At 43.7% G+C, this 23,829-nt stretch carries 21 protein-coding genes and 1 tRNA gene; 3 read left to right on the top strand and 19 right to left on the bottom strand.

Going from position 1 to position 23,829, the window contains the following annotated elements; genetic code table 11:
- The first annotated feature begins 3 nt into the window (after nt 1-3).
- A tRNA-Asn gene (locus C2745_RS04620) sits at nt 4-79 on the top strand.
- A 157-nt stretch (nt 80-236) separates the two neighbouring features.
- Here the strand turns inward: C2745_RS04620 and C2745_RS04615 are convergent.
- The 17 genes from C2745_RS04615 to C2745_RS04535 form a co-directional block, all read right to left on the bottom strand.
- The gene (locus tag C2745_RS04615; protein ID WP_215385423.1) at nt 237-566 is read right to left on the bottom strand and encodes a flagellar hook-basal body complex protein FliE; all 330 of its coding nucleotides are present in this window, start codon (nt 564-566) and stop codon (nt 237-239) included.
- Nucleotides 567-674: 108 nt separating this feature from the next.
- Nucleotides 675-1,262, bottom strand: coding sequence for a lytic transglycosylase domain-containing protein (locus C2745_RS04610; protein WP_215385421.1), 588 nt, complete (start codon nt 1,260-1,262; stop codon nt 675-677).
- Between the two features lie 3 nt (nt 1,263-1,265).
- Nucleotides 1,266-2,513 carry a type II secretion system F family protein gene (locus C2745_RS04605; protein ID WP_215385419.1) on the bottom strand — a complete coding sequence of 416 codons (1,248 nt, stop codon included), beginning with the start codon at nt 2,511-2,513 and terminating at the stop codon, nt 1,266-1,268.
- An 8-nt stretch (nt 2,514-2,521) separates the two neighbouring features.
- The gene (locus C2745_RS04600) at nt 2,522-4,300 is read right to left on the bottom strand and encodes a GspE/PulE family protein (RefSeq protein WP_215385416.1); all 1,779 of its coding nucleotides are present in this window, start codon (nt 4,298-4,300) and stop codon (nt 2,522-2,524) included.
- A gap of 1 nt (nt 4,301) precedes the next feature.
- Nucleotides 4,302-5,831 carry a type IV pilus secretin PilQ gene (gene pilQ / locus C2745_RS04595; protein WP_215385414.1) on the bottom strand — a complete coding sequence of 510 codons (1,530 nt, stop codon included), beginning with the start codon at nt 5,829-5,831 and terminating at the stop codon, nt 4,302-4,304.
- Between the two features lie 2 nt (nt 5,832-5,833).
- On the bottom strand, nt 5,834-7,138 hold the full coding sequence (locus C2745_RS04590) for a hypothetical protein (protein ID WP_215385413.1): 1,305 nt from the start codon (nt 7,136-7,138) through the stop codon (nt 5,834-5,836).
- Between the two features lie 17 nt (nt 7,139-7,155).
- Complete coding sequence (pilM, locus tag C2745_RS04585; RefSeq protein WP_215385411.1) at nt 7,156-8,871, bottom strand: pilus assembly protein PilM; 1,716 nt, start codon at nt 8,869-8,871, stop codon at nt 7,156-7,158.
- A 36-nt stretch (nt 8,872-8,907) separates the two neighbouring features.
- On the bottom strand, nt 8,908-12,234 hold the full coding sequence (locus C2745_RS04580) for a pilus assembly protein (protein WP_215385409.1): 3,327 nt from the start codon (nt 12,232-12,234) through the stop codon (nt 8,908-8,910).
- Between the two features lie 10 nt (nt 12,235-12,244).
- Nucleotides 12,245-12,847: a hypothetical protein gene (locus tag C2745_RS04575; RefSeq protein WP_215385408.1), complete on the bottom strand. Its 603-nt coding sequence runs from the start codon at nt 12,845-12,847 to the stop codon at nt 12,245-12,247.
- Nucleotides 12,828-13,493 (bottom strand): PilW family protein, encoded by a 666-nt coding sequence (locus C2745_RS04570; protein WP_215385406.1) that lies wholly within the window; start codon nt 13,491-13,493, stop codon nt 12,828-12,830. The genes C2745_RS04575 and C2745_RS04570 overlap by 20 nt, the downstream gene beginning before the upstream one ends.
- Nucleotides 13,490-13,978 carry a type II secretion system protein gene (locus C2745_RS04565; RefSeq protein WP_215385404.1) on the bottom strand — a complete coding sequence of 163 codons (489 nt, stop codon included), beginning with the start codon at nt 13,976-13,978 and terminating at the stop codon, nt 13,490-13,492. The genes C2745_RS04570 and C2745_RS04565 overlap by 4 nt, the downstream gene beginning before the upstream one ends.
- Nucleotides 13,975-14,544 carry a Tfp pilus assembly protein FimT/FimU gene (locus C2745_RS04560; protein ID WP_215385403.1) on the bottom strand — a complete coding sequence of 190 codons (570 nt, stop codon included), beginning with the start codon at nt 14,542-14,544 and terminating at the stop codon, nt 13,975-13,977. The genes C2745_RS04565 and C2745_RS04560 overlap by 4 nt, the downstream gene beginning before the upstream one ends.
- Nucleotides 14,541-15,542 (bottom strand): type IV pilus twitching motility protein PilT, encoded by a 1,002-nt coding sequence (locus C2745_RS04555; RefSeq protein WP_215385401.1) that lies wholly within the window; start codon nt 15,540-15,542, stop codon nt 14,541-14,543. Before C2745_RS04555 ends, C2745_RS04560 begins: the two co-directional genes overlap by 4 nt.
- A 165-nt stretch (nt 15,543-15,707) precedes the next feature.
- Nucleotides 15,708-16,472 (bottom strand): A24 family peptidase, encoded by a 765-nt coding sequence (locus C2745_RS04550; RefSeq protein WP_215385399.1) that lies wholly within the window; start codon nt 16,470-16,472, stop codon nt 15,708-15,710.
- Nucleotides 16,473-16,482: 10 nt separating this feature from the next.
- Entirely contained in the window at nt 16,483-16,935 is a 453-nt protein-coding gene (locus tag C2745_RS04545; RefSeq protein ID WP_215385397.1) for a type II secretion system protein, read from the bottom strand.
- 40 nt (nt 16,936-16,975) lie between these two features.
- The gene (locus C2745_RS04540; RefSeq protein WP_215385395.1) at nt 16,976-17,503 is read right to left on the bottom strand and encodes a prepilin-type N-terminal cleavage/methylation domain-containing protein; all 528 of its coding nucleotides are present in this window, start codon (nt 17,501-17,503) and stop codon (nt 16,976-16,978) included.
- A 168-nt stretch (nt 17,504-17,671) separates the two neighbouring features.
- Complete coding sequence (locus C2745_RS04535; protein ID WP_215385393.1) at nt 17,672-18,133, bottom strand: DUF4124 domain-containing protein; 462 nt, start codon at nt 18,131-18,133, stop codon at nt 17,672-17,674.
- A 93-nt stretch (nt 18,134-18,226) separates the two neighbouring features.
- Between C2745_RS04535 and C2745_RS04530 the strand changes: the two genes are divergently transcribed.
- Together C2745_RS04530 and C2745_RS09670 are read left to right on the top strand one after the other, a co-directional pair.
- The gene (locus C2745_RS04530) at nt 18,227-20,233 is read left to right on the top strand and encodes an ATP-binding protein (RefSeq protein ID WP_215385391.1); all 2,007 of its coding nucleotides are present in this window, start codon (nt 18,227-18,229) and stop codon (nt 20,231-20,233) included.
- Nucleotides 20,226-21,692: a PAS domain-containing protein gene (locus C2745_RS09670; protein ID WP_251368406.1), complete on the top strand. Its 1,467-nt coding sequence runs from the start codon at nt 20,226-20,228 to the stop codon at nt 21,690-21,692. Before C2745_RS04530 ends, C2745_RS09670 begins: the two co-directional genes overlap by 8 nt.
- A 221-nt stretch (nt 21,693-21,913) precedes the next feature.
- Here C2745_RS09670 and C2745_RS04520 read toward each other — a convergent pair whose 3' ends face one another.
- Nucleotides 21,914-22,612 (bottom strand): GIY-YIG nuclease family protein, encoded by a 699-nt coding sequence (locus tag C2745_RS04520; RefSeq protein WP_215385389.1) that lies wholly within the window; start codon nt 22,610-22,612, stop codon nt 21,914-21,916.
- A 70-nt stretch (nt 22,613-22,682) separates the two neighbouring features.
- Nucleotides 22,683-23,726 (bottom strand): alpha/beta hydrolase, encoded by a 1,044-nt coding sequence (locus tag C2745_RS04515; RefSeq protein WP_215385387.1) that lies wholly within the window; start codon nt 23,724-23,726, stop codon nt 22,683-22,685.
- Nucleotides 23,727-23,829 lie beyond the last annotated feature (103 nt).

Below are 23,829 nucleotides of genomic sequence, written 5' to 3'. Positions count from 1 at the left end.
TATTCCTCGATAGCTCAGTCGGTAGAGCGCCGGACTGTTAATCCGTAGGTCCCTGGTTCGAGCCCAGGTCGAGGAGCCAAATAAGTAAAGCCCCTAGAGCAATCTAGGGGCTTTTTCTTTGGATCCAAGTTAGACGATTGTCTAACAACAAGCCGTTCTCCCGAACTTCAGAGATTCCACCCGGAATAAAAAACCACCCGAAGGTGGTTTTTTGGCACTGGTAGGAGTAATTAAACCTATAGACCCAGGGGGTTGGTATTTTGGTATGCCTGCATCATTTGAGTTCTCATCAACAGCATATCCTTGAGTGAGCTATTGACTGCATTTAGCTGGCTCAATAAAGCATCCATATTTGCCGAGGACTTATCAGCAACGTATTTATCAACCGATGATATGGCGGCGTTCTGCGATTTATCCAGGCGATCAATCAATGTCTGCAAATAGTAGGAAAAACTCAAATCACTAGCCGTATTTGCTGCAGATATTCCAACAAGCTCTTGGGCGCCAGAGTAACTTAAAAAAGAGGTATCTGTAGGATTAAGAGAGTATTGAGTAATTGAGGCCATATCGCTTCACCTTTGTTAGTTAACGTAGGATCATTCTGCGAGCCAAGACCTCCAAAAACCATAGTAGTTGCCTACTAATTTAATGAAAATATGCTATTTCAGCCCTATTTAGCTTGATGCATATCGGAACTTTGAGCGCCAAACCCCTAGAACCATAGATGGATAGGTGTCTGAGCCAAGACTACCGTTGTAACGGGCGAGCCCCCGTTCTAAGTTGTTATTTTCAATATCTAGGTAATGACGAAGAATGATGCACCCATAGCGTAAGTTTGTTTGCACATCAAATAAGGAGTCTTTCTCGGAGCCAATTAAGCCCTTCCAAAACGGCATTACCTGCATCAGTCCAGAGGCCCCAACATGGGAAAGCGCAAAACGATTGAAACCACTCTCCACCTCTATTAAGGCAAGCACTAAATCAGGATCAAGCTGGTAACGCGTCGCCTCATAATGAATCATTCTGAGGAGCTCACGACGCTTCCGGTCATCCGGTATCTTGTTTCGCAAATGAAAAGACTGTTGGCCAATCCAGCTAATAGCATGCGTTACATCTTTAAAGGAATTAATAGAGGTGCCGCTATTAAACTTTTGCCGCAACTCTTGTCGATTACTTAAAGAAATCTCTTGATATTGTTGACTTGCAGCATAAGAAGTACCCCAGAAAAAAAGGAGGAAGAAAGTGATTGGAGAGCGGTTCATATCTCAGGATCCCGTAACCACTTGCCCCATCTTGAAGATCGGGAGATACATGGCAACCAAAATAAAACCAATTACCCCACCCAAGAAACAGATCATGATGGGCTCCATCATTTGCGATAGCTTATCTACGGTAGAGTCAAATTCTTCCTCAAAATAACTGCTAATGGTTTCTAGCATCTCTGTCATATTTCCGGTCTGCTCTCCCACTGAAATTAACTGAGAAAAGGTTGGTGGGAATATTTCAATCTCACCCAATAGCTGAGAAAGAGGCTCTCCAGAAAACACGCCGCGTTTTGCAGTTTGGATTGCCTCTTTAATTACCTCATTCTTTGATGACTCAGCCGTAATGTCTAGGGCCTCAATTACAGGCACCCCAGCACCCGAAAGATTGCCATAAACCATGGCTATTTGAGCCAAGTTTGAATTTAGAATCATTTCTCCAATAAGCGGCATTTTGAGCAAGTAACGATGCCACTTCGTCCTAAAGACTAGATTTCTTTTTACGGCCTGGCGAAATAGATAGATACTTAAGACAATTGTAAAAAGTAATAGGCCGCCGCCATAGGGGTCACGCAAGAAATTACTAATGCTCATAATGAATAGCGTGGGGGCGGGAAGCTGCGATCCTATGCTACCGAACATTTGCGCAAATACAGGCACCACGAAAATCATCATGATACCCACCACCACCGTTGCTACTATCAACAAAATTGTTGGATATAACATCGCCGACTGAATGCTTTTACGAATTTTGATTGTCTTGCGGATGCTCGTGACCAATTTATCCAAGAAGGTATCAAGTCGCCCACTCGATTCGCCCGCCCTCACCATATTGATGTAAATTGCATTAAAAATATCTGGATGTTTTGAAAACGACTGGGATAGACTGGACCCGGACTCAACATCAACATAAATATGCGACATCGTTTCTTTTAATGTTGGATTCTCAGTTTGGTCCCTCACCATCTCTAGTGACGGCAGGATTGATAAGCCAGACCGTAACATGGTAGCCATCTTCTTCGTGGCAATCATGACCTGCGCTAACTTCACCTTCTTCTTGATTGCGAAAAGGGCCTTCCAGTTAATACTCTCGCGAATTTCCTTCTCGGCTTCTCGCAGCTTTTTATTGAGCTGCGTGATAATAATTCCGTCAATTTTGAGCTTATGAGCAGCCTCATCCCGGGTTAGTGCATTGACCGTCCCCGAGACATATTGCTTGTTTTGAATACCCTTCCAATCAAAATCTGGCATAAGCGCTCCTAGTTAAATACCAGATTATTCTGGTACTCCTCTATCGTGAGAATGCCATCCATAATCATTTGCCTGCCAATAGCCTGCATTGAACGAAAGCCATCATTTTCTGCAATTTGTTTTAGGCTGCGTCTGTCTTCGGACACTATTGCGGTGCGCATAGCTTCAGAAATTTTCAAGACCTCATAAATTCCTTGGCGGCCCTTATATCCAGTGTGATTGCATTTCTCACAGCCAGCCCCGTGATATGGCTTAGCGGCTTTAGCCATATCAGGAGTAAACCCAAGATTGAGCAAGATCGCCTCATGATTCCCCTCGTGCGGTTGCTTGCAAGCAGGGCAAATTTTGCGAGCCAACCGCTGCGCGATTACTAGCGTTAATGCCGCACCAATTAAATATCCTGGAATCCCCATATTAATCAGACGGACCACTGTACTAACGGAGTCATTGGCGTGAAGGGTAGATAAAACCATATGACCAGTTAGTGCCGCCTTAATGGAAATATCTGCTGTTTCCTTATCTCGAATCTCACCAACCAAAATGATTTCTGGATCTTGACGCAAGAATGAGCGTAAAGCAGATGCAAATGTCAGGCCAATATCGTCCCGAATTTGTACTTGCCCCACTCCATCAATCGTAAATTCAACAGGATCCTCAGCCGTTAAAATATTGACGCCAGGCTTATTTAAGCGCTTCAAGGCGCCGTAGAGTGTAGTAGATTTTCCCGACCCAGTTGGGCCGGTCACGAGCACCATACCCTGAGAAGACTCAAATGCTGAAACCACATCAGCATATTCCTTTTCTGGGAAGCCCAGCTTATCAAGATCAAATGAAATGCCGTCGCGATCCAAAATACGCATTACAACGCGCTCGCCAAATACTGTTGGCAATATTGAGACGCGCAAATCAACATCCCTACCTTCTGGCAAGGTAATCGTAATAGCTCCATCTTGCGGCAATCGTCGCTCAGAAATGTCTAACGAAGCCATAATTTTGATGCGCGTAGTTACTGCCGGGTAATTAGCAAATAGAAACTCTTTTAAGGTGCGGCACTCTTTTAGCACACCATCGACCCGATATCGTGCTGTAGCGGAATCTTTATACATTTCAATATGAATATCGCTTGAGCCTTGCTTAATAGCATCAATGATCATGTCATTTACAAAGGCAATAACATGGTTTCCCTGCCCCTCTTCATGCAGATCAACCGCCTCAGCAGGAGCCTTTGTTGTTGAGGGTTTACTCATTGGATTGTTAGCTTTTTGAGCCCCCAATTTGCTCTTATCGCCCTTGGGCGTCATTTTATTAATACCAAGATTGGCTTGCCTTACATTCTTTGGCAATCCATCTAATACAGCCTTAATCAATCCCTCCATCTCAATTGGAGATACAACGTAAGCAGAGACATTTTTGCCGGCAATTAATCTGACACTACTGATGCTGCGCAGCGCACTAGGTTCAGCAATGGCCACCTTGATCCCCTGCTCACTCTCATCAAAGGGAATGATTCGGTTGTCAATGGCAAAGTTGATGGGAATAGCATCTAGATGGCGCTCTACCTGATGATGGATATCAGCCAGGGTTACCACTGGCAAATCCAAGTAGGCAGCAACTGCTTCCTTTGCCTTGTGATCGTCAATTAAATGGGAGCTAACAAGAACGTCATATAGGGGCTTACTACTCACCTTGCTTTGAGTTTCGGCCTGCTTATAGCGCACCAAGTCTACTAAGCCACGATCGAGGCAAAAGCGTGCAACTTCTTGAGAGTTATCTATTATGGAATTCATATTAGTTCAGAATTTTTGGGGCAATAAATACAAGCAATTGAGTCTTTTTATCTGCTTTTTTGGTATAGCTGAATAAAGAACCCAACAATGGGATATCCCCCAACAGGGGAACTTTTTCTACCGTGTTTTCCTTGGTTTGGTCGTAGATACCACCAATCACCGCAATAGTTCCATCTTGAATCAAGAGTTTGCTGCGGACCTCTCGCTTATTGATAGAGGGTGGATTAGTCGAATAATTAGGCGAATCTTTATTAACAATCATGTTTAAGAAAAGATTGCCATCACCGACAATACTTGGGGTAGCTGTTAGCTTAAGAGCTGCATCTTTAAACTCATAGGTAATTTGATTTGTACCCACACCAGGAACTGGATAAGGGATTTGTACGCCATCAATAACGACAGCCTCCTCGTTATCCATTGTGAATACATGAGGATTAGAAACAATTTTGACAAGGCTCAACTTCTCCAAAGCAGTGAGCTCAACCTTTAGCTGAGAAGCTGTTGTCTGAAACAAATAACCTAAACCAAACGGCGCACCTGCTACAGGACGAGTAAAGATATTGCCACTTGCAGCATCCCCTGCAATACCGCCCACAGCGCTTGTTGGATTGGTTGAGGTGCCATTACCTGCGGTATTTTTATAACCAAAACGTGAGCCTAATTCAAACTGCCAGTCATCAGAAGCTTCGACAATAAACGCCTCAATCAAGACCTCTTGAGTACGTATATCCAGTTTAGAGATCAACTTAGCAGCCAACTCCATTTCGCCTTGGGTCCCCTTCACGATAATGGAGTTAATTCGATCATCTGTTGTAATTTCAATGATGCCTCCTGGCGGCCTAGCTCCAGCACCTCCTGCTACGCCAGTATTTCCGCCGAAAATTGCCTCTAATTGCTTTTTCACAATCGCTGGCTTGGTGTAATACAAACGAAATATCTCTGTTACTTGAGTACTTACAATACGCTTAGCAGCAATTTGCCGACTCACCTCTTCTAAACGCTTGCGCTCAAACTCATCTCTGGCCAAGACAGTTTCAGGTTTTTGAATACGAATGATGTTTGATCCAGGGTCAACACTTTTTGAAAGCCCCTTAATCCTTAGGATGTTATCCAGAGCCTTATCCCAGGGTACGTTATTAATTTTGACTGTGACTGTTCCATCCACCTCATCACCGACCAAAATATTGACACCAGAAATTTGTGTCATTGCTTGAGCTAGCTCACGAATATCTACATCAACAAAATTGAGATTTACATTGAAAGATTTCCATTGGCCATCCTCTGAACGCTGTGATTCATTAATAAAATTACGACGTATTTGATCTAGCTGCTCAGTAGGTTTGCGATCAATTTTTGGTCCCAGCGCTAAAGTTTGCTCGGTTTTGGGAGCTAAATCCGTCATGATTTGTGCTGGATCTAAGCCCATTTGTTGGCGCATTTGCGCTTCCGATTGCGGAGGCAATTGACTAATAGTCTGGCAGGCACTCAACAACGCCGCCAAAGGAAGAAATAACAGCCATTTTTTATACATAATTACCTCACAGCTCCAGAATTTGAGCCAGATACCGACTGACCAGACTGAGATTGGACATAAATTCGAATTTTTCCATTGGCCTGTTTGAGCACAATGCCGTCAAGATCAATATCAGTAATCACGCCACCTTGATTGCCCAGACGATCACCCACTTTGACAACGTAGTTTTCACGGAAGTCAGTACGAACCATTGCGGCCTTAACCGAATTTGAAACAATGACACCTGTAATTACATAAGCCTGCGGGTTGGCCATCACTAAGGGCGAAACGCGCGGATCCCTACCTCCTTCAATCATTCCATTGGAAGTTCTTGCAAAAGGATCCCGCTCTTGAGCGCTTCCCCCACGGCCATCAACAATCACAGAATTGCCGCTTACAAACTCTTCTACAGGTGACGCAGCATTACCAGCCAAAATCTGAGTCTGACGATTGCGCGCGATGGGTGCTGTTATGTTCCCTGCGTTTGCAGGGCTGGATAACGGGTCCGCTGAGGTAGACCCAGCAACCCTAATGATGCGCATACCCATATCAGAATCAAAATTTGCAGGGCGCAGTACTGGTAAATCTGTTGAAGATGTAGATGCTGGGGGTGTTGTCTTTGTATTGAGCTTATTTGGCAAGCGATATGTTGAAAGCTGAGATTTGACAACAACCAATCCTCTGCTATCTCCTGGCACTAGTGATATCTGCTCTTTATCGATGTTGATACTCTTGTCAAACTCAGAAAGTAATTTGCGATAACGCATATAACGACCGTATTGACCGTTCAACTCAATCTTGAGCTTGATGCGATAGAACAAGGGGGCCCCCTGATTCGTATTTTTTGCGTTAGGATCAACCGGAACCGATGTGGCATTGGATTGACCCTGCGGGGCTTGTTTAGCGCCTGGGTATATGGCTTCTTCACCATCTTTAGTTAATGAGCTGATGACCATTCCTTGCGAAGAGGCCATCATGCTAAGACGCTGATATAACTCCTCCAACTCTGATTCAACGCTAAATAACTGATTTAATTCAGCATAGCTTTTTTCAGCCTGATGGAGGTCATCCTCTGCCTTTAAATTAAGAAAATCTAATTGCTTAAGCTTAGTCTCCATCTCCGGAATAGCATCAACTTTGCGCTGCATTTCCTGGCGCTGTTCAAGATTTGGCCAAAATATGAAGTAAACATAGGCAAAAAATAGCAAAAAACCTAATAGACCCCATAGGATTACTTTTGCGTATGGCCCCTTTACCAAACCTGTGCGCCTGGAAACTAGAGACTTCAATAGATCGCCAAGACCTATACTTTTGATATCACTCATATTTAACATATCAAGCCTTAGATAAAAACTGCTGGCCCAGAAGGCCTTGGATTGATGGGGGCGGCAACCGGCCGTGTGGATTGACTCGGATTTGCTGGGGCCATTCCGTTGGTGACAATGCATCGCACTTCAAATTGCTTAGCGCCTCCGCCTTTACGCTGAATTGGCGCAGCATTCATCGTCATGTTCTGCAAAGATGCACGTTCGATCATAGGCAGGCCTTGTAACCTATCTATAAAGACCCCAATAGCCTGATCATTTGAAGCTTCACCCTTAATAATGAGACTGTTTGGACTGTCGAAGTTGATAGTAGTAAACCAAATGCCTCCAGGCACAACTTGATTTACAGCGCTTAAAAGTTGATAGTTAGAAACTTGATTGGATTTAAATTCCTTACTAGCATCCAGCATCTGAGCATATTTAGACCTTTGGGCCTTCAACGCACTAATAGAGGCCTCTTTAGCATCAATTTGTTTCTCAATTAATACTGCTGTTTGGTATTGACCGCTCAGAGAATTATTGAAAAAGTATTGGTATAGCAAGGTTCCTATTACAAACAATAAAACGACAAGGGCTGAGGCAAAAATACCAACCTTCGATAAGATCTTTTTGCGTTCAATTTGCCGTACTACGTCGCGGTTAGGCAAAAGATTGACATTATTTACGCCAGTTACATATTTGTAGTAACCAAAAATATCAACCTTACGAACAGCCAACCCAATTGCAGATGTAAATACCGATGCATTCGCTTCAGACTCAATCACCTCATCTAAATTGCTGGGAATCTGAAGATCATTTAGTGGGTCAAAAAGGTCAATTTGATATCCATCTAAGGCCTTACGCATTTGACTGAGCAATTCGGTCTTATTTTGCATTGGCGATACAAGCAGAACTTGATCAATTAAGTTTTTGCCCAACTTAATCTCGTATGCTCTAAACGCCTGAAGTATTTGCCCTGCAAAGCGATCGTACAAACGGTCGCCCTGCTCGCCCTCTAACTCACCCGCCTCAATTAATGCGCGATCAGATTCAGAAATATAGACATCATAGATAAATGGTGTGTCATTGGTAACAATGAGTACGTAATTCTCATTAGGGCCAAACTCTATTAATGCAGTTGTCCCGTGCGCATTTAACTTATGCGCCTTTAAGGCATTGCGAATTGCAAAACAGCGCACATCAACTACCACCGGATTAAGGCCGGCCTTGGTAGCTATCTGCACATATTGATTGATCTCGGAGAGCTTAGATGCGACAAATAGCAACTCCATCGTATTTTCTGCCGTATTACGACGAATTACCTGCCAAAAAATGGAGTACTCATCCAACTTCTCTTCAAGCTGAAGGATATTGTTCCAAAGTGAATCGTATTGAATTGCGCTTTCTATCTCTTCATCACTCATTAATGGCATGGTGACAGTACGAACAATCGCGCTTGTGATTGGAATAGAAATTGCCGCATTTGCAGTCTCTAAATTGGCACTCGAAATAAGCTCTCTCAGCTTTTGAACATAATCATCCTGCGAATCACGTATATCAAGCAAGGATGCCTTGTCTGATACCTGCTTATATCCAAGCTTTTCCAACAACCATCCATCTGCATTCTCAGTTAACTGGGCTACACGAATGTAATTTGGGGTAATGTCGACACCCACCACCTCTTCTTGCTTGATGGAGTATTTACTTAAGGCATCAATTAATGCCTTTAATATGGGCTGAAAGGGATTATTCATTTTCAGAAGCTCTTTGGATGTGGGGAGTTAATGGATTTAATAAACACGCTTCTCTCTCCAGGATTTGTATTGAACTTTTCCAGTGGGTGATGCTTTGCTGGAGGTCAATTTGGCGATATTGTCTCGACCGCTTGGTAGAGTTGAATTGAATGGCATATTGCTCATGCCCACATAAATATTCCCTTTACCATCGACTGTAGGTGCTGTCGCTAGACCGGGGCCCGTCTCTCCGCTGATTCCAGAACCAGCGCATGATTCTGAAATTTCAATAATTCGACTTTTGCCATATAAAGGACAGTCTTTTGCCTCAGGCTGATATGCCGAAAAGTAAACATTTCGGTTGTACACGGCAGCTCTACCAATAATCTTTTGATAATCATTGGCAGCGGTTTGGTTGGTTCTGGCCCAAACATCCGCATACCAGGATTGATTTGCTGCGCAAGTTGATCCGCTTTTAATATCAGTAAAGCCTGGAGATGGGGCTACAACCGTCTGGTTCGATAGGTCTAAAGTACTTTTTGGAAAGGTGGAGTCAATTACTCCATAGATTCTGTTATTGATGGTGGAGGCGCGACGCTGTATCCGAACCTGATCACCTGTTCCAAAGTAATTAAATAGCGGGTATTTGGTAATACCAGCAGTAGTTTTATCCTCAACAATGGTTGTGCCTAGCTGGTTAAAGCCCATTCGATCGTTGGCTAGAGTAGCCTCGCTGCGAAATGATTTATACAAAGTAAATAAATTAACGGCGCCCGCATCTGATAGGTCATCTTGACTTAAGTTAAATTTCCACAGTTGACCCTGCAAATCAGTAAAGTAAGCGAGGCCGCCGTAGTAATTGGCAAGAGCTGTTCCATCTCCATTCACCACCGTTAAATGGGCAGTTACGCCATTGGGAATATTTGAGTTTGTGTCGTTTAGCAATGGTGTATTGATGATGACGTGGCCACCAGTTGACGCCACTATTCCATTACCTGTTGCACCACAACTAGCTGTTGTAACTCCAGCGTTGGGTTCTAAATCAACGACATAGACATAGCCACCGAATGAGCTTGTTGAACCGGTACCAGTTACAGATGCGCCACCTGAGTAACCGCCGCCAAATGCAGCCACCCAACGTTGGGTTTTGCCATAAGGCATCAACATAATGACAGGCCTAGACCAAGCGCCACCTAATTTTGAGTAGTCAAAGTTTCTACAATTTGCGTTGTAGGCAAATGTAGACTTCTCTCCACTTGCATTCCAATAGTTAATGGTTTTATTGGCAACATCATTGTTAACGGTAAATAGATGCTTAGGCGCATCGGGATCCGTAATATCCAATGCGTAATAACTATTACCTCCCCAACCCAAGCCACCCATTAGTATGGTTTTCCAAACGCCTTCTGAATAAATGTCCTTGACAGAGATAGGGCCATCAACAGAGAAGATGCTGTTGCTAGTTCCGCCAGCAGCACCAACACCTTTTGTGCCTGTCATATTGCGAAGAATAGGTAAAACAGATGGCGGAATAAATGCCCACTGCTCATTAAGGTCTGCATCAAATGCATGCAACATTCCGTCGTTTGAACCAACATAGAGTTGTTGTCGACGATCTTTCCACTTAGCAATAAAACTGTCATAACCTTTGCTGTAGCGGTAATAAGCCTCAGACTTTCCAAACTTAACTGCATCTTTAATGGAGAGCGCATTAGGGGCGCCCACTAAAATCATTTCAGAATGGTAGGTGTCGCCAAGCACAGAAGATCGCACAGAAGATACAGGCGCATTTTCTTCCCAGTCTGTATTGAGCCCCCTTGTAAAATTAATTAAATCCTTATTCGCGTTAGTATCTGGATTTAAAGGGCAATTAAACAATAGGCTGATTAACGTATCTGAATTGCCGAGATTGAAATTATTAAGGTCATAAGTCAATCCAGATGACATACAGGCACGGTCGTATCCAACCGTCCAAATAGAGCGCCCACCAAATGCAGCGGATTGACTAGAGGCTGCCCTCGTCTTTAATTTATCACTGGCCAGAACTGGTGGATCAGCAGTAATTGCGCCGCTATCATCGAGCTTATAGCGCATGATTTCACCAGCCCACTGCTTATCCTTTTGATATTTAAATAAAGCTTGATAAATAACTCCATTACCGAGGACTGGTGATGCATAGGTTTGCCATACACGTGAATCAGTACTGCTTCCTGCGGGAAGCGAAGCAACCTTTGTGGGTAATGCTGGAGCTACAGCGGTACCACTTACCCCTTTAAATCCAAAGGCATATACCAGGCTTGGATAAAGAGGGTCATACCCCATTGAGTAAGTCGTCACGCCAACCGCAGCCATTGACATAGTTAAGGTTGCCTGCGCATCACTAGCTCCGTAGTAAATGTAAAAAGTAGCTGACTCATTACATGCAAGGTCACCGAATTGGAAATCGAATGATGAGCCTGTTTGACCATGAAGTCCTGTGTAATCATTATTGAGTGAGCGCGAATCATTGGGTGAACAAGCGGCAAAGGGGTTTGCATGTATGTCGTCCTCTCCACCGTTGTCGCAATAACTCCAAATTTTTGGGTAATAAGTTCCTAGGTAAGAGGACCTGACACCCACAGCATTAACGTAGGCATTTGTCATATTCTCAATAACATCCCAGTCCATACTTCTTCTATAGCGCACGTCGCGCAGCGTTCCGCCGGAAATATTCGTGATTGTTACAAGGCCTTGAAATAAGCTTTTGTTTGTTGCACCTGAGGTTGGGCCATATATATGAGAGACCTCAAGCATTGGCACACCAGAGCGGTCATTGATAATGACCTTTGATTGGACGCTAGTTGTATCAACCGTAAAACTCTTTACAACCATCGTAGTTTTAGAAGTTGCATTTCCCTGGCCTATTTGCTGACTTATTGAGGCCCATGCTTCTTGATTGGTGTTATCCATGGCACCGGCAGACCAAGACTCCCATTTTTTACCTTGGCTCGTAGAGTCATACCAGCCTTGGGGGTAATATTTTCCGGCAACCAATGCACCGGTATTGGGATCACGTTTCTGAGCGCCCTGCCAATAGTAAGAAATTCCCACTGATCCAGAATTTGCACCAGACATCGTCCTACCATCAGTGAATTTAGATTGGTTTTGAGAATTTGTCTGGGCGGTACCGCAACCATCACTGGTATTTAAATTGCCAGCACGGTTAACACCCAACATAATGGTTTGCTCGGTAGACGCCAAGGAGTTATGAATAATTCCGAAGCTGCCAGGAACACATTGCGCTAACACCTCAACCGTAGGCAATAAAAGTAAACCGCTTATGGTGATAGCTTTTAACGCCTTAGCAAAGGCTTTAGATTGTAGGAGGCATGCGTTATGAATCATATGCACCCTGCTACGGAATATATTGAAGGACCACTTCGATAGCGGACTTGCTCGAAGTGGAGAAACTATTACCAACCACACCAACTGCTGCTATTGAAACCACATACTGGAAAGAACGGGCTCCATATGCAGTTGCGGTTCCAATCTCACTGCCTATATTCAGATCCGTTTGCGGATCAATCATCTGAATATCGCAGGTTGAATAAGAGGCCCTTTTTACACGCTCCTGAAACTTGATTTCCCGCAAATCACCTGAGCCGATGGGTGCTGTATCCAATAAAATGGTCTTGCCGTACAAAGGGCCGCCTTTATCGGCTAATTTTTTGACTTCGTTTTGTTGGGCTCCATTTAACCAACCGCGACCGTCTGAGGTTGAGAGCCACTCAATCGCGTTATCAAAACAGGCCTCTCCAGCATCAATGGAAAGCGGCTTGTTAATTACCGATGCCACCAAATCAGACTGCACTGATGTGACATATGCAATGCCAGCCCCCATTGCAGTCAACACGAGCAATACAATGAGCGCAATTACCAAAGCAATACCAGACTGCGCCGGGAGTTGGGCTGCCGTTTCACGGGCAATTAACTGAGTATTAGGGGACCAGGGAAACATTCCGAGCCCTCGCTAAAAAAGTGAAATTTTTCTTAAGTGGAAAAGTTGCGCCATCTAACTTTTTAGATGAAGTCACCTCTAAATTAATTTGGATAGACTGTGGGATACCCACAAATGTTGTTCCAGTGGTCTTCAAATTAAGCGGGATAACTGTAAATTGGCTTACCCAGTCTAATAATGGCTCCCCAACGCTCGAACCAGTTACGGGCTGCGAATGTGATAAATCACATGGATTGGAGGGGGGTGGACAGATTCTCCACTCTCTCATTAAGCGCTTATGTGGTATAGCGGATGGTGCATCCGCTAGGTAATAACGCACTAATGCGCGATACAAATTATTTGATGCATCACGATCGTCATAAACTAAAAGTAAGTCGCCAGGAGTCGCGCTAATTAACTGTATGGCTTGATCTGAAGGCAAGGCATTTGTGTCGGTATAGTCCTTAAATCCAGCCATGCGAATATCTGCCTGAATAAGATCTATTGCCCTAAGGGCGCTTCGGTCAACTTCTGTACGGCCCAATAAGACCTGCTGCTGATGTGAAAAAATCGTATAGGCAGCATATGTTCCAGTCAGCACAACAGAAGTCACCGCTATCGCAACCAATAACTCTACCAAGGTGTAGCCACGAGAGTTGAGACTCATATTTGCCTCAACTTTCTACTTAAATATGCGCTGATCGCTCCATTCCCGCTAATTAATGTGACGTTAATCGTTAAACCAGTAGCGTCTTTCTGTAGATCAACTTGACGCCTATCTGCAGTATTTTTTGGGTCATAAAAACCAATGGTTGAATTTAAGTCGTTACACCAATCTTTGCGAACATCGCTGTAAATAGTGCAGCTAACCAAACTACCGCTATACCTTGTTGGATCAACAAAAGGATTTAGGGGGTCCGCCGGACTCCTCTGCGCCTCGGAAGCAATCGTCTGAACGATCCGATCACCCATGAGATTGAGATACATTCTTTTCTCTGTATCAACAACAGCCTGGTGTGAAAAATTAAAGAAAAAGTACAGGCCACTGAAGCCAATCATAAAAATAGCCATTGCAACCAGCGCCTCAACCAATGTATATCCACTGATTTCCTGCGCATTTTGGCGTGAGGTGATGGTTGGCATTCTCGTCATTCGAGCTCTACCTCTACATCCGATCCATTACGTTTAAATTTCTGGATATAGCCTGTTGTTTGGTTAACCAAAACCCGATAGGAGCCGTATTGAGATTTAGATGAAATGGGCTCGATTACTAAATCAATTGCGCCATTGCCGCCTTCAACCCCAGATTGACCGGAGGAAACGAAAATGCCAGCCTTGCCCTTGCATATCTCAGAGACGATTTTGGTGCGACCTGACAAGACATTAAAACCAGGATCTTGAAGAACTGGATCTTCCAGTATGTTGGCATTGAACAGTGAGCCTAAAGTCAGCACATCAGCCTGGGGCGCGCCTGAAATTTTGTAGGCAAGTGCATTGCCCCCGTTTGCTAAAGTGGAGCAACTCAGAGCTGCGGTGCCACTGATCGCTCTCGCTCTAGTCTTGAGGTAGTCAACCTGGGCAAGTACGGCATGAAAATCGGACTCTAATGCACGGCGTTGACGCCAGTCGGAAATAGCTGGCGAAACCATAGAAGTGGTAATCATCAAGATCGCGATGACGACAATAACCTCAAGAAAAGTAACGCCCTGTTGGCTCATATAGATTCTATTTGCCCCGTCTGAGCAAGCTGTTGCAGTGAAGCATCCATGGTGATCATTCCTTCACCACGCGCCATTTGCATCACACTTGGTATTTGGAAGACTTTGTTTTCTCGAATCAAGTTACGAACTGCTGGGTTGCATGTCATTACCTCAAAGGCACCCACACGGCCTACTCCGCCCTTACGCCTCAATAAACGTTGCGTCATTACCAAACGTAGAGATTGAGATAATTGCGCCCTCACCTGATCCTGCTGCTGTGATGGGAAGACGTCAATAATCCTATTAATAGTATTTGGAGCTCCGCTGGTATGAAGTGTTCCAAAAACCAAATGGCCAGTCTCGGCCGCAGTTAAAGCCAATTGAATGGTTTCTAGGTCTCGCAACTCGCCAACTAAGATGACATCGGGATCCTCACGTAACGAGGCACGTAAAGCCGATGAGAATGACAAGGTATCGCGTGCTACCTCTCTTTGAGAAATAACGCTTTTTTGGTTCTGGTGAACAAATTCAATTGGATCTTCAATGGTGATGATGTGCCCAGGCCGATGACGATTGATGCGATCAATCATTGCCGCCAACGTAGTTGACTTACCAGATCCAGTGGGGCCGGTAACCAAAATCAATCCATTCTCTTGCTCAATGACATCCCTAGCAACAGCAGGCAGGCCCAAAGAATCAAAACTTGGAATTTGAGTTTCAATTTTTCTCATCACCGCAGCCAAGCCGCGAGAGGTTTTAAATAAGTTAACCCTAAAGCGATACTCGCCAGATTCAACTGCCAAGTCGGCATCAAATGACTCCATAAACTTGATACGCTGCTCTTGAGTTAACCAATTCTTAATGAATTGATCAAAATCTAACTGGGTAACGATGTCATCTTCAAAAGTTTGAATATCACCATCAACCCTAATTGCCACCGGCTCATTAACATGTAAATGAATGTCCGAAAGCTTATGGTGCGCAACGTAATGAAGAGCTTTATCGATGATTTCCATATCAAAACTCTTGGTAATGAGGAGGTTTACAAGCGCTACTGATGGCGCTCACATCATGAAATTGCACCAAGGTCTTTTTTGACCGGCAATCGTTACCGCTCATCGCAATAATCATCAGCGAAAAAAGAGAGAGCAAACTGGCAAAGGAGAAAAATAAAATTTTCTTCATATTTTGATCAAAATGAAACTCAATCCAGATAGGATGAGAAATGGTCCAAAAGGAAACGCATGCTTCATAGAGAGGTTTTGACGCTTTAGGAATGCGCTACTACCAATTACCAATAAACCAATAACGCTAGCTCCACATAGAACCGGAACAATATCCAGCCAACCAGTCCATGCGCCTAAGGCGGCTAGTAACTTGAAGTCACCGCCCCCAAATCCGTCATGCTTGCGAATGAGTAAATAAAATCGATTGATCGACCAAGGCAATACATAGCCCAGGCTTGCTCCAAAAATGGCATCTTGAGGGGTAACAGGCAAATAATTTAGAGATGCCCCGAGCAGACCCAGCCAAAGCATTGCTAGAGTGAGTCGATCTGGCAAAAGAAACGTCTCCAAATCAATAAACAGAAGGCATATAGCGATTGAGAAAAATATCGCGTAGATCAGTGCAATCAAGCTGAAATCAAATTGCCAGGCGGACCAGGCAAATGAAGCACTAGTCAATACCTCCACCAGCAGATATCTTGGGCTAATTGGGGCATTGCAGTGCTTGCACCTCCCCTTCAAGATCACCCAAGAAATTACAGGGATATTTTCAAGCCATGACAAGTGATGTCCACAGCATGGAGCTGTTGAAGCTGGCCACAATAAGCAATCTAAATTTGCATTTGGATCTTTTAGGATGGCTTTAGGAAGTCTATGAATAACGACATTTAAAAAACTGCCAATAATGAGGCCCCAGATGCTAGCAATAAAGATTTCCATAGCCCTATCCCTAGAATCCAGTTTTTAGATTATTTTGGTTAATCGAATAGCTGACATCCTTAGATACTGCGTAAGCGATATAACCACTTGCAGTATTTGCGGGGCAGCTTGGATTAGCTGCTACCGTTGAATCCAGAAGGATGTAATACCTAAACTCATTGCCAGCAGAGGTGGGTTCAATTGGGCCACTAGCTGGGGATACAGAAAAGAATAAGTATTGATTAATTAAGTTGGCGTTATCACCTGCAACTGAGTTGACGTAATAACAAGAATTGTTGTCGATATAAAAATTCTTCTGCGTTAAATAGATCGACTTCAAAGTATTTTGAGCTTGCGAGTTCTTAGCAGCTTTAATATTCCCCATTAAAACTGGGGTGCCAACGGCAGCCAACACCCCAAGGATTGCTAGTGTTACCACTAGCTCCATTAGGGTAAGGCCGCGCTGGCTGTGAAGATTCATCATAAGCTTGATAAGCAAATAGACTCATTTGCTTAATCGATCTTTACTGAATAGAGATGCATGAAGGTGCAGCTGTAGCCTTACCGCTAGCAACTGTATTTGGGTATGGCACAGAACCCAATGTGTCATCCACAAACTCGGAGGAAATTGCAAGGCCGCCAGAGCAAGCGCCGGTATCAATATATAACTGACCAGCTGTTGATGCCGAAACCACTGGAGGCGTTGCAAACGCTACAGTTGGAGCAGAAGGCTTGTAGGGATTCTTGAAAATAGAATTTGCGTAAGTTACAAAGTAAGCTTGATAGCTTGCAGCAGTCTGAGTTCCATCACAAGCAACAGTAGTGCCGCCAACTGTTGGCAAGTTTGCAACAAGACCTGCGCCACACTTGGTTACTTCACCAGCGATATACGTTTTTAATGAATCCAGATTTTGTTTTGTTGCAGACACTTTTGCCGACGCCTGATATCCCGAATACATTGGAATGCCAATGGCCGTGAGAATACCGATGATGGCAATCACCACCAGCAATTCAATCAAGGTAAAGCCTGATTGTTTCGATTTAGAATACATATAACCCCCTAGAAAACGTTCAAATAAAAAATATCAACTACATTCCGTACAACATGGAGGTAGTTTTGAACGCGGGGCTTACTTAAAGAATAGTAGTTAGGTACTAAAGATCTGCAATTAGTAGCAATCTACTAAGGGGTTATCTCTAAACCCTTGAGCTAATTGAGCTTATTTATTGAGTTCTTTTTGCAAAATCTGCAAATTACTAGCATGCAGATTCTCTTTCTGTTGTAAAGAAACCAAATCTTTTAGTTGATCAGGGGATTTATTGGGGGCCGCAGATAATTCCTTGATTCGAGCCTGAACTGCGCTCAGGCGCACTTTCTCCAAATCCATCTCTTCTTGAATAATGCGTTTGCGCTCCATAGCCGCTGAGTCATACGTACTTTTTGGCTTATCAACCGCTTTAACGTCTTTTGGGGCTGAAGCCACATCTGAAGCAGCAGCCTTTGATGAACCAGACTTTTTGGGTTCGGGTGGGGGCAAAGCCATCTTTTTACAGTTTGAGCCCTTTTCCACATTGGATAGCGTTACCGAGCCATTATCAGTTGAGCAGCGATAAACATCGGCTTGAGCTAAGGAAGCTAAGCCCAATGTGAAGACAGTAATTAATCCATTTTTAAGAAACAAAATAAAGCCTTTTAGAAGCAATCCTGGGTATTGAAGAAACTATAAGCCAAAATACTACTCTCAACCACAAAAACCTCTACACTTCTGTAGAAAATGAATAAACGACTTATTTACTTACTTAAAGGCGGCGAGAATCCCTTAATTCTGGGGGTTGGCGCAATTCTTGCAATCATCATTATTGCAACCGCCATTATTTCCGCATTCTCCATGCGCGAGAATAGTCGTCAAGAGTGGTCTAGGCAATTAGACAATTTAACGCTAACCCTTTCAGCCCAGGTCAGTCAAACACTCTACTCGGCAAATACAGCGCTTGATAGCATTACCCAAGAAATCAAAGCTGCAAAAGTAGATGATGAGCGTCAATTTAAGGATTTTGCTAGCAAAGAAAGTCAATTCAACTATCTGGTTCAAAAAACCCAATCAAACCCACTTATTAACGTGGCGGCCTACGTTGATAACAAAGGTGAAATTTTAAATTACACCCGTGCATTTCCGGCACCTAAGATTAGCATTGCTGACCGAGACTATTTTTTAAATGCTCAACTCAGCACAAATGAAGGAACGTTTTATAGCGCCCCTATCCAAAACAGAACTAATAATGACTGGATTTTTTACCTAACCAGAAAAGTTCACAATCGCAGCGGGGAATTTTTAGGCCTTATTGTGATTGGGATTTCATCTGAGGTATTCGCAAGCTTTTACCAAAATATTGGCAATAACTTAGGTAAAGGTTCCAGCATCAGCCTGTATAGGGATGACTATATGGTCATGACCCGCTGGCCTTTTGCAGAGAACCTCGTTGGAAAAAAGCAGGCTGACAGCGAAACCATCAAAATGGTCAAAGACCTAAAGCTATCCCATGGCGTATTGCAAACCAGCGAACCTAGCGCTATTAATAATGATTTAGGCACTAACCGCATGGTTGCCATGCGCGTTGTCAGCAATTACCCTTTTATCGTTTCAGCTGAGGTAAATGAGGATATTTTCATGCAGAGCTGGAGAGAAAATGAACGTTGGATCTGGATATCTGCCGCAGCCAGCCTCATTATTCTAGCGCTGAGCATTCACTTGCTGCTCAAAGCAAATCAAAAGACTAGCGCAGAATTAGCAGAGCGCATTGCGGCCCAAAAAGAGCTCACAAGAGCGCATGAGCGATTAGAGGTTCGAGTAAAGGAGCGTACGGTTGAACTTTCTAGAGAAGTCTCCGATAGAAAGTTAGCTCAAGAAGAGTTGGCAAGGTTAAACACCTACATTGCGGATGTATCCCACCGTGCAGGCATGGCTGAAGTGGCTAATAGCGTTATTCATAACGTTGGAAATGCATTGAACAGTATTAACGTTGCGGTAACTAGCATCAATTCAGAAATAAAAAGCACGCCCCTCAATACCCTTCCGAAAATTGCTGAAATGCTGAAAAATCACGAACATGATTTAGCGGGTTTCTTAAGCTCAGATGAAAAAGGAAAGCAGTTTCCCAAATTAATTCAAATGCTATCTGATCAGTGGAAACTAGAAAACACTACTCTCATCACTGAGACTAAGCAACTTCAAGACAGCGTAGCGCATATTCGCGAGATTGTTAGTCGTCAACAATCCCTAAGCGGCAAGCTGGGCATTGATGAGATTATCAATATTCCCGACCTCATCAATAATTGCTTGAGCTTTTATGTAACCAATTTTAAGAACGCAAAAATTGTTGTCTCCATGAATAACGAGCCAGGCCTGGAATGGAGTGGTGATCGCAGCAAAATCACCCAAATTCTGCTGAATCTCATCATGAATGCGGAAGAGTCTCTGATGGCTAGTTCAAGTGAACCAAAAACGCTCAAAATTGCTAGCTTCAACAACCAAAAGGATGGCATACAAATAGAGGTTTCAGATAACGGAACTGGAATTGAACCAGAGGTCTTAAATAAGTTATTTAGCTACGGATTTACTACTAAACCTTTTGGTCACGGCCTGGGATTGCATGCCAGCGCCATTGCAGCCAATGAGATGCATGGAACTCTTCAGGCATTTAGTGCTGGCAAAGACAAGGGTGCTACTTTTATACTGACACTACCAAAACAGCCCTTGGTAACAACGAGCAAAAATGCCTAAATCCAATAATCTCAAAAGAATTCTTGTTATTGACGATAACCCGGCAATTTACGAGGACTTTTGCAAAGTACTATGCCCTACTACTGCACCTGCAAAAGAACTAACGGATTTAACCAACTCCATCTTTGGTGATGCTCGTAAAAAAGTTGATGTAGGGGATTACCAAATTGACTTTGCTTTGCGCGGTCAAGACGGAGTTGAGAAGGTAAAAGCGGCCATAAATGAGGGTCGGCCATACATCATTGCATTTGTTGATATGCGTATGCCTAATGGCTGGGGCGGTCTTGAGACCATCAAAAACTTATGGCTAGCACAGCCACAACTACAAATTGTCCTTTGCACAGCCTACTCAGACTACTCTTGGGATGAAATTCGCGCTCAACTATCGCGTAGAGATCGATTCTTAATTCTTAAGAAGCCATTTGACAATATTGAAGTACAGCAAATGGTGGAAACCTTAATTAACCGACAAGAGTCAGAAGAGCTCTTGCTTGAGAACAAGAATTTACTGCAAACCGCCCAGGAAATAGCCAAAGTCGGGCATTACACACTCAATCAAGCAAGTCAAAAGGTGGACCGCTCTGAAAGTCTCAATTCTCTATTTCAAATTCCCCCGGACTACGGCACTAGCTATGATGAATTTTGCAAACTCTTCTCGCCACATTCTGAAATCCACTTTAACCAGTGTGTTCAGGGTGCAAGCAAGAATCAGAAACCTTTTGAAATTATTTGCCAATTTCACAAGGGCGATCTAGGTCAATATGCATGGTGTATAGCAGCCGGCTATTGGGAGCTTGATGTCAGCAATAAGCCTGTTAAATTAATTGGCACCATCCAAGATATTACTCAAACCTACGAATTACAGAACCAACTCAGACTCCTGGATGCTTGTATCTCACAAGCAGATGACGTCGTCATCATTACTGACTCCAGACAAAAGACTGCTGGCGGCCCCCGCATAGTGTATGTGAATGATATTTTTGAGCGTAAAACTGGTTACTCAAAGGAATTTGCCATTGGCAAAACCATGGATATTCTTTATGGCCCTAATACCCAGGAATCAGCTATTGAAAAAATTAATAAAGGCTTGATTAATAAAAAACCGGTGCGGGTTGAAATGGTTAATTACGACGCCAATAAAGCTGAATTCTGGGTTGACTTGAACATGTCCCCTATTCAAGATAAGGATGATGAGATCACCCATTGGCTCTGCATGCAACGTGATATCAGCAATCAAAAAACCACCCTGGACGCTTTAACCGATAAAGAATTTAGCGTTGTGAAAGCGGTAGCCTCTAATAGTGAAATTACTCTAAAAGAGATTGCCGACAGACTTCATATAAGCGAACATACCTTGCGCAATCACCTAGCCTCTATCTATGAAAAGCTTGGTGTCCGTGGGCGCCTAGAGCTGTATATCTTCTGCAGCAAATTCATGGATGAATTAAGTAAGAGTTAATAGAGTCGCCACTCCAATCTGCCTCAACATGGCCTATTAAAATCTAACCCACACTTCTCATGTCCTCAAAAACAATCTCCTCTCTTAGGGCATAGATTAGCAATCTCATAGCCTCTTCAGCCTCGACCAAATCCTTAGCATATGGTTCGCGACTATGAGGTAATGGCCTCCCCAAGAGCTCCCAAATAAGTGACTCTGCTAAAGCCAACTCTTCAACCTTTCTATATCGGTGGATTTCCCACCCCCCCCCAGGGATATTCTTTTGATATCCGCTCTAATGTTCCGCATTTAGCACCTACGCTTATAAATCCGGGCCTACCAGGATTTATTAGTAAGCATATGACGCCTGCGTTAGTAATTTTCATCATCTCATCAAGAGTTCTTGACCCAATGCCGCACTCAGGACATCCCTCACCATCCATTACCAGCTTTGGTCGTGTACGCCATTGATGGCCATTGATGCATTCAAAATCATTTCTGCCGCTAACAATGCTTTTCACTTGCCCCAAAAGAGTAATGCCACGCCCCTCCAAATACTTTCTCACTGAAACGTTATAAGCAACTTCATAAACAGGAGTAGCTGCAGATTGTGGGCGCAGACCAGCACCCTTAGCTGCTGCAAGTCCAGCGAATACTTCCTGCCAAGACATTATTTCAACTTCAATGCCACCTCTGTATGGAATGGCCGATTGAGGGATATGACTCCAAAATACTTTTTCAGCCCAATAAGGGTCAATTACAGGGTGATATTCTTTTAACTCCCATTCCTGACCAGTTTCCTGAACAATTCGTCCAGCAGCTTTAGTGAAATCGCTATTGTGTTGGGCTAGACGCACCTTAGGCGTGCGAGTAGTTACCCCAATCTTGTATAGATTCGGATTGGATGGATGTACTAGTACGTAAATATAACCAGACTTCATAAAATAATGAAAAAATATATAAGCCCCAAGTTTTATCTAGGGGCTTATTAGACAAACAACTGCGCAAACCTTAATTCTCAGGTTTAAATGAGCTATCCAAGAACTCTTGAACGCCATCAAACATCAACATACGGTTCTTTTCCATAATGATGGTGTGAGTGCCTTCGCTGATCTGCAGCATGATTTTGTATGGCGCATTCTCTAGCTTCGTGAAGTACTCATACATCATGTAGCTTGGCAAATCCGCATCCCACTCTGCGTGCACAAGCATTACTGGTACACGAATGTCCTTAGGCTCATAAACAGGCTTGCCTGCTGTCCAGAACTCACGCGCATCTTGCACAGTTCCATTAGGCGCTCTGAGCTTCTTTGGAGTCTGCGTTCTGCCCCATGGATCAGTGTCAAATGTGGCTTCAGCCCACTTCTCAAACCAACCTTCTGGAATCAGTGTTGCCTTTGCATTTTCAGGTACGCCAGTCAACCAACGGTTTTTAGCGTCTGTAATGGAAGCAACACGATAGGCTCCAAGCTGACCACCTTTATCGGTTAAAGGAGCCCCGCCCTGACGAAGCCATTGTGGTGCGTACAAAACGAGCTTATTGACCTTCTGATTATTTTCAGTGGTGTACTTACCCATAATGGTTGTACCCCAAGACCAACCGAGTAAGTTCATTTTATTGATGTTGCGCTTTTTGAGAATGTAATCAACCGCACTAGATACGTCCCTAACAGCAACATCGGTTCTAACGATCGGAGGATTTTGATCTGCAGGTTGATCCATCTCTGGAGGTCTTGTCGATTTTCCATAGCCACGCAGATCTACCAACCAAACGTCGTATCCATGTGATGCCATGTACTCCATCCAAGAGGTTCCGCCCAAAGTTAAATCAAAGGCGGTTTCTGCTGGATAAGTAGAGCCGTGAACATAAAGCAGGGTTTTTTCAGCTGAAAACTTCTTCATACCTGCTAAATGCTTATTGCGAACATAAAGCGAAATACCAGGGGTATCGCTTTGAACCATGTACTCGTTCATTTGAATCTTGCCGGCGGCAAATGCCTGACCAAGAAAGATGCAAGAAATAACTGCAAACAATGCTTGTGCTGTGAATTTCACCTAGTCTCCTTTTGGGTTTATACCCATTTGTATTTATGAGACCAATATAGCATTTCCGAGATTCCCCCAAACGGAAAATTTGGCCATTTAGCCGTTGCCTGGG

The sequence above is a fragment of the Polynucleobacter sp. AP-Kolm-20A-A1 genome, assembly GCF_018688315.1.
Lineage (GTDB): Bacteria > Pseudomonadota > Gammaproteobacteria > Burkholderiales > Burkholderiaceae > Polynucleobacter.
Note: the sequence above shows the minus strand (reverse complement) of the source record. Positions and strands in the feature narration are given on the sequence as shown.

What these genes read in the sequence shown, in the direction of transcription:
- C2745_RS04615 (WP_215385423.1), bottom strand. Translation starts at nt 566, where the DNA reads ATGGCCTCAATTACTCAATACTCTCTTAATCCTACAGATACCTCTTTT.
- C2745_RS04610 (WP_215385421.1), bottom strand. Translation starts at nt 1,262, where the DNA reads ATGAACCGCTCTCCAATCACTTTCTTCCTCCTTTTTTTCTGGGGTACT.
- C2745_RS04605 (WP_215385419.1), bottom strand. Translation starts at nt 2,513, where the DNA reads ATGCCAGATTTTGATTGGAAGGGTATTCAAAACAAGCAATATGTCTCG.
- C2745_RS04600 (WP_215385416.1), bottom strand. Translation starts at nt 4,300, where the DNA reads ATGAATTCCATAATAGATAACTCTCAAGAAGTTGCACGCTTTTGCCTC.
- pilQ (WP_215385414.1), bottom strand. Translation starts at nt 5,831, where the DNA reads ATGTATAAAAAATGGCTGTTATTTCTTCCTTTGGCGGCGTTGTTGAGT.
- C2745_RS04590 (WP_215385413.1), bottom strand. Translation starts at nt 7,138, where the DNA reads ATGAGTGATATCAAAAGTATAGGTCTTGGCGATCTATTGAAGTCTCTA.
- pilM (WP_215385411.1), bottom strand. Translation starts at nt 8,871, where the DNA reads ATGAATAATCCCTTTCAGCCCATATTAAAGGCATTAATTGATGCCTTA.
- C2745_RS04580 (WP_215385409.1), bottom strand. Translation starts at nt 12,234, where the DNA reads ATGATTCATAACGCATGCCTCCTACAATCTAAAGCCTTTGCTAAGGCG.
- C2745_RS04575 (WP_215385408.1), bottom strand. Translation starts at nt 12,847, where the DNA reads ATGTTTCCCTGGTCCCCTAATACTCAGTTAATTGCCCGTGAAACGGCA.
- C2745_RS04570 (WP_215385406.1), bottom strand. Translation starts at nt 13,493, where the DNA reads ATGAGTCTCAACTCTCGTGGCTACACCTTGGTAGAGTTATTGGTTGCG.
- C2745_RS04565 (WP_215385404.1), bottom strand. Translation starts at nt 13,978, where the DNA reads ATGACGAGAATGCCAACCATCACCTCACGCCAAAATGCGCAGGAAATC.
- C2745_RS04560 (WP_215385403.1), bottom strand. Translation starts at nt 14,544, where the DNA reads ATGAGCCAACAGGGCGTTACTTTTCTTGAGGTTATTGTCGTCATCGCG.
- C2745_RS04555 (WP_215385401.1), bottom strand. Translation starts at nt 15,542, where the DNA reads ATGGAAATCATCGATAAAGCTCTTCATTACGTTGCGCACCATAAGCTT.
- C2745_RS04550 (WP_215385399.1), bottom strand. Translation starts at nt 16,472, where the DNA reads ATGGAAATCTTTATTGCTAGCATCTGGGGCCTCATTATTGGCAGTTTT.
- C2745_RS04545 (WP_215385397.1), bottom strand. Translation starts at nt 16,935, where the DNA reads ATGATGAATCTTCACAGCCAGCGCGGCCTTACCCTAATGGAGCTAGTG.
- C2745_RS04540 (WP_215385395.1), bottom strand. Translation starts at nt 17,503, where the DNA reads ATGTATTCTAAATCGAAACAATCAGGCTTTACCTTGATTGAATTGCTG.
- C2745_RS04530 (WP_215385391.1), top strand. Translation starts at nt 18,227, where the DNA reads ATGAATAAACGACTTATTTACTTACTTAAAGGCGGCGAGAATCCCTTA.
- C2745_RS09670 (WP_251368406.1), top strand. Translation starts at nt 20,226, where the DNA reads ATGCCTAAATCCAATAATCTCAAAAGAATTCTTGTTATTGACGATAAC.
- C2745_RS04520 (WP_215385389.1), bottom strand. Translation starts at nt 22,612, where the DNA reads ATGAAGTCTGGTTATATTTACGTACTAGTACATCCATCCAATCCGAAT.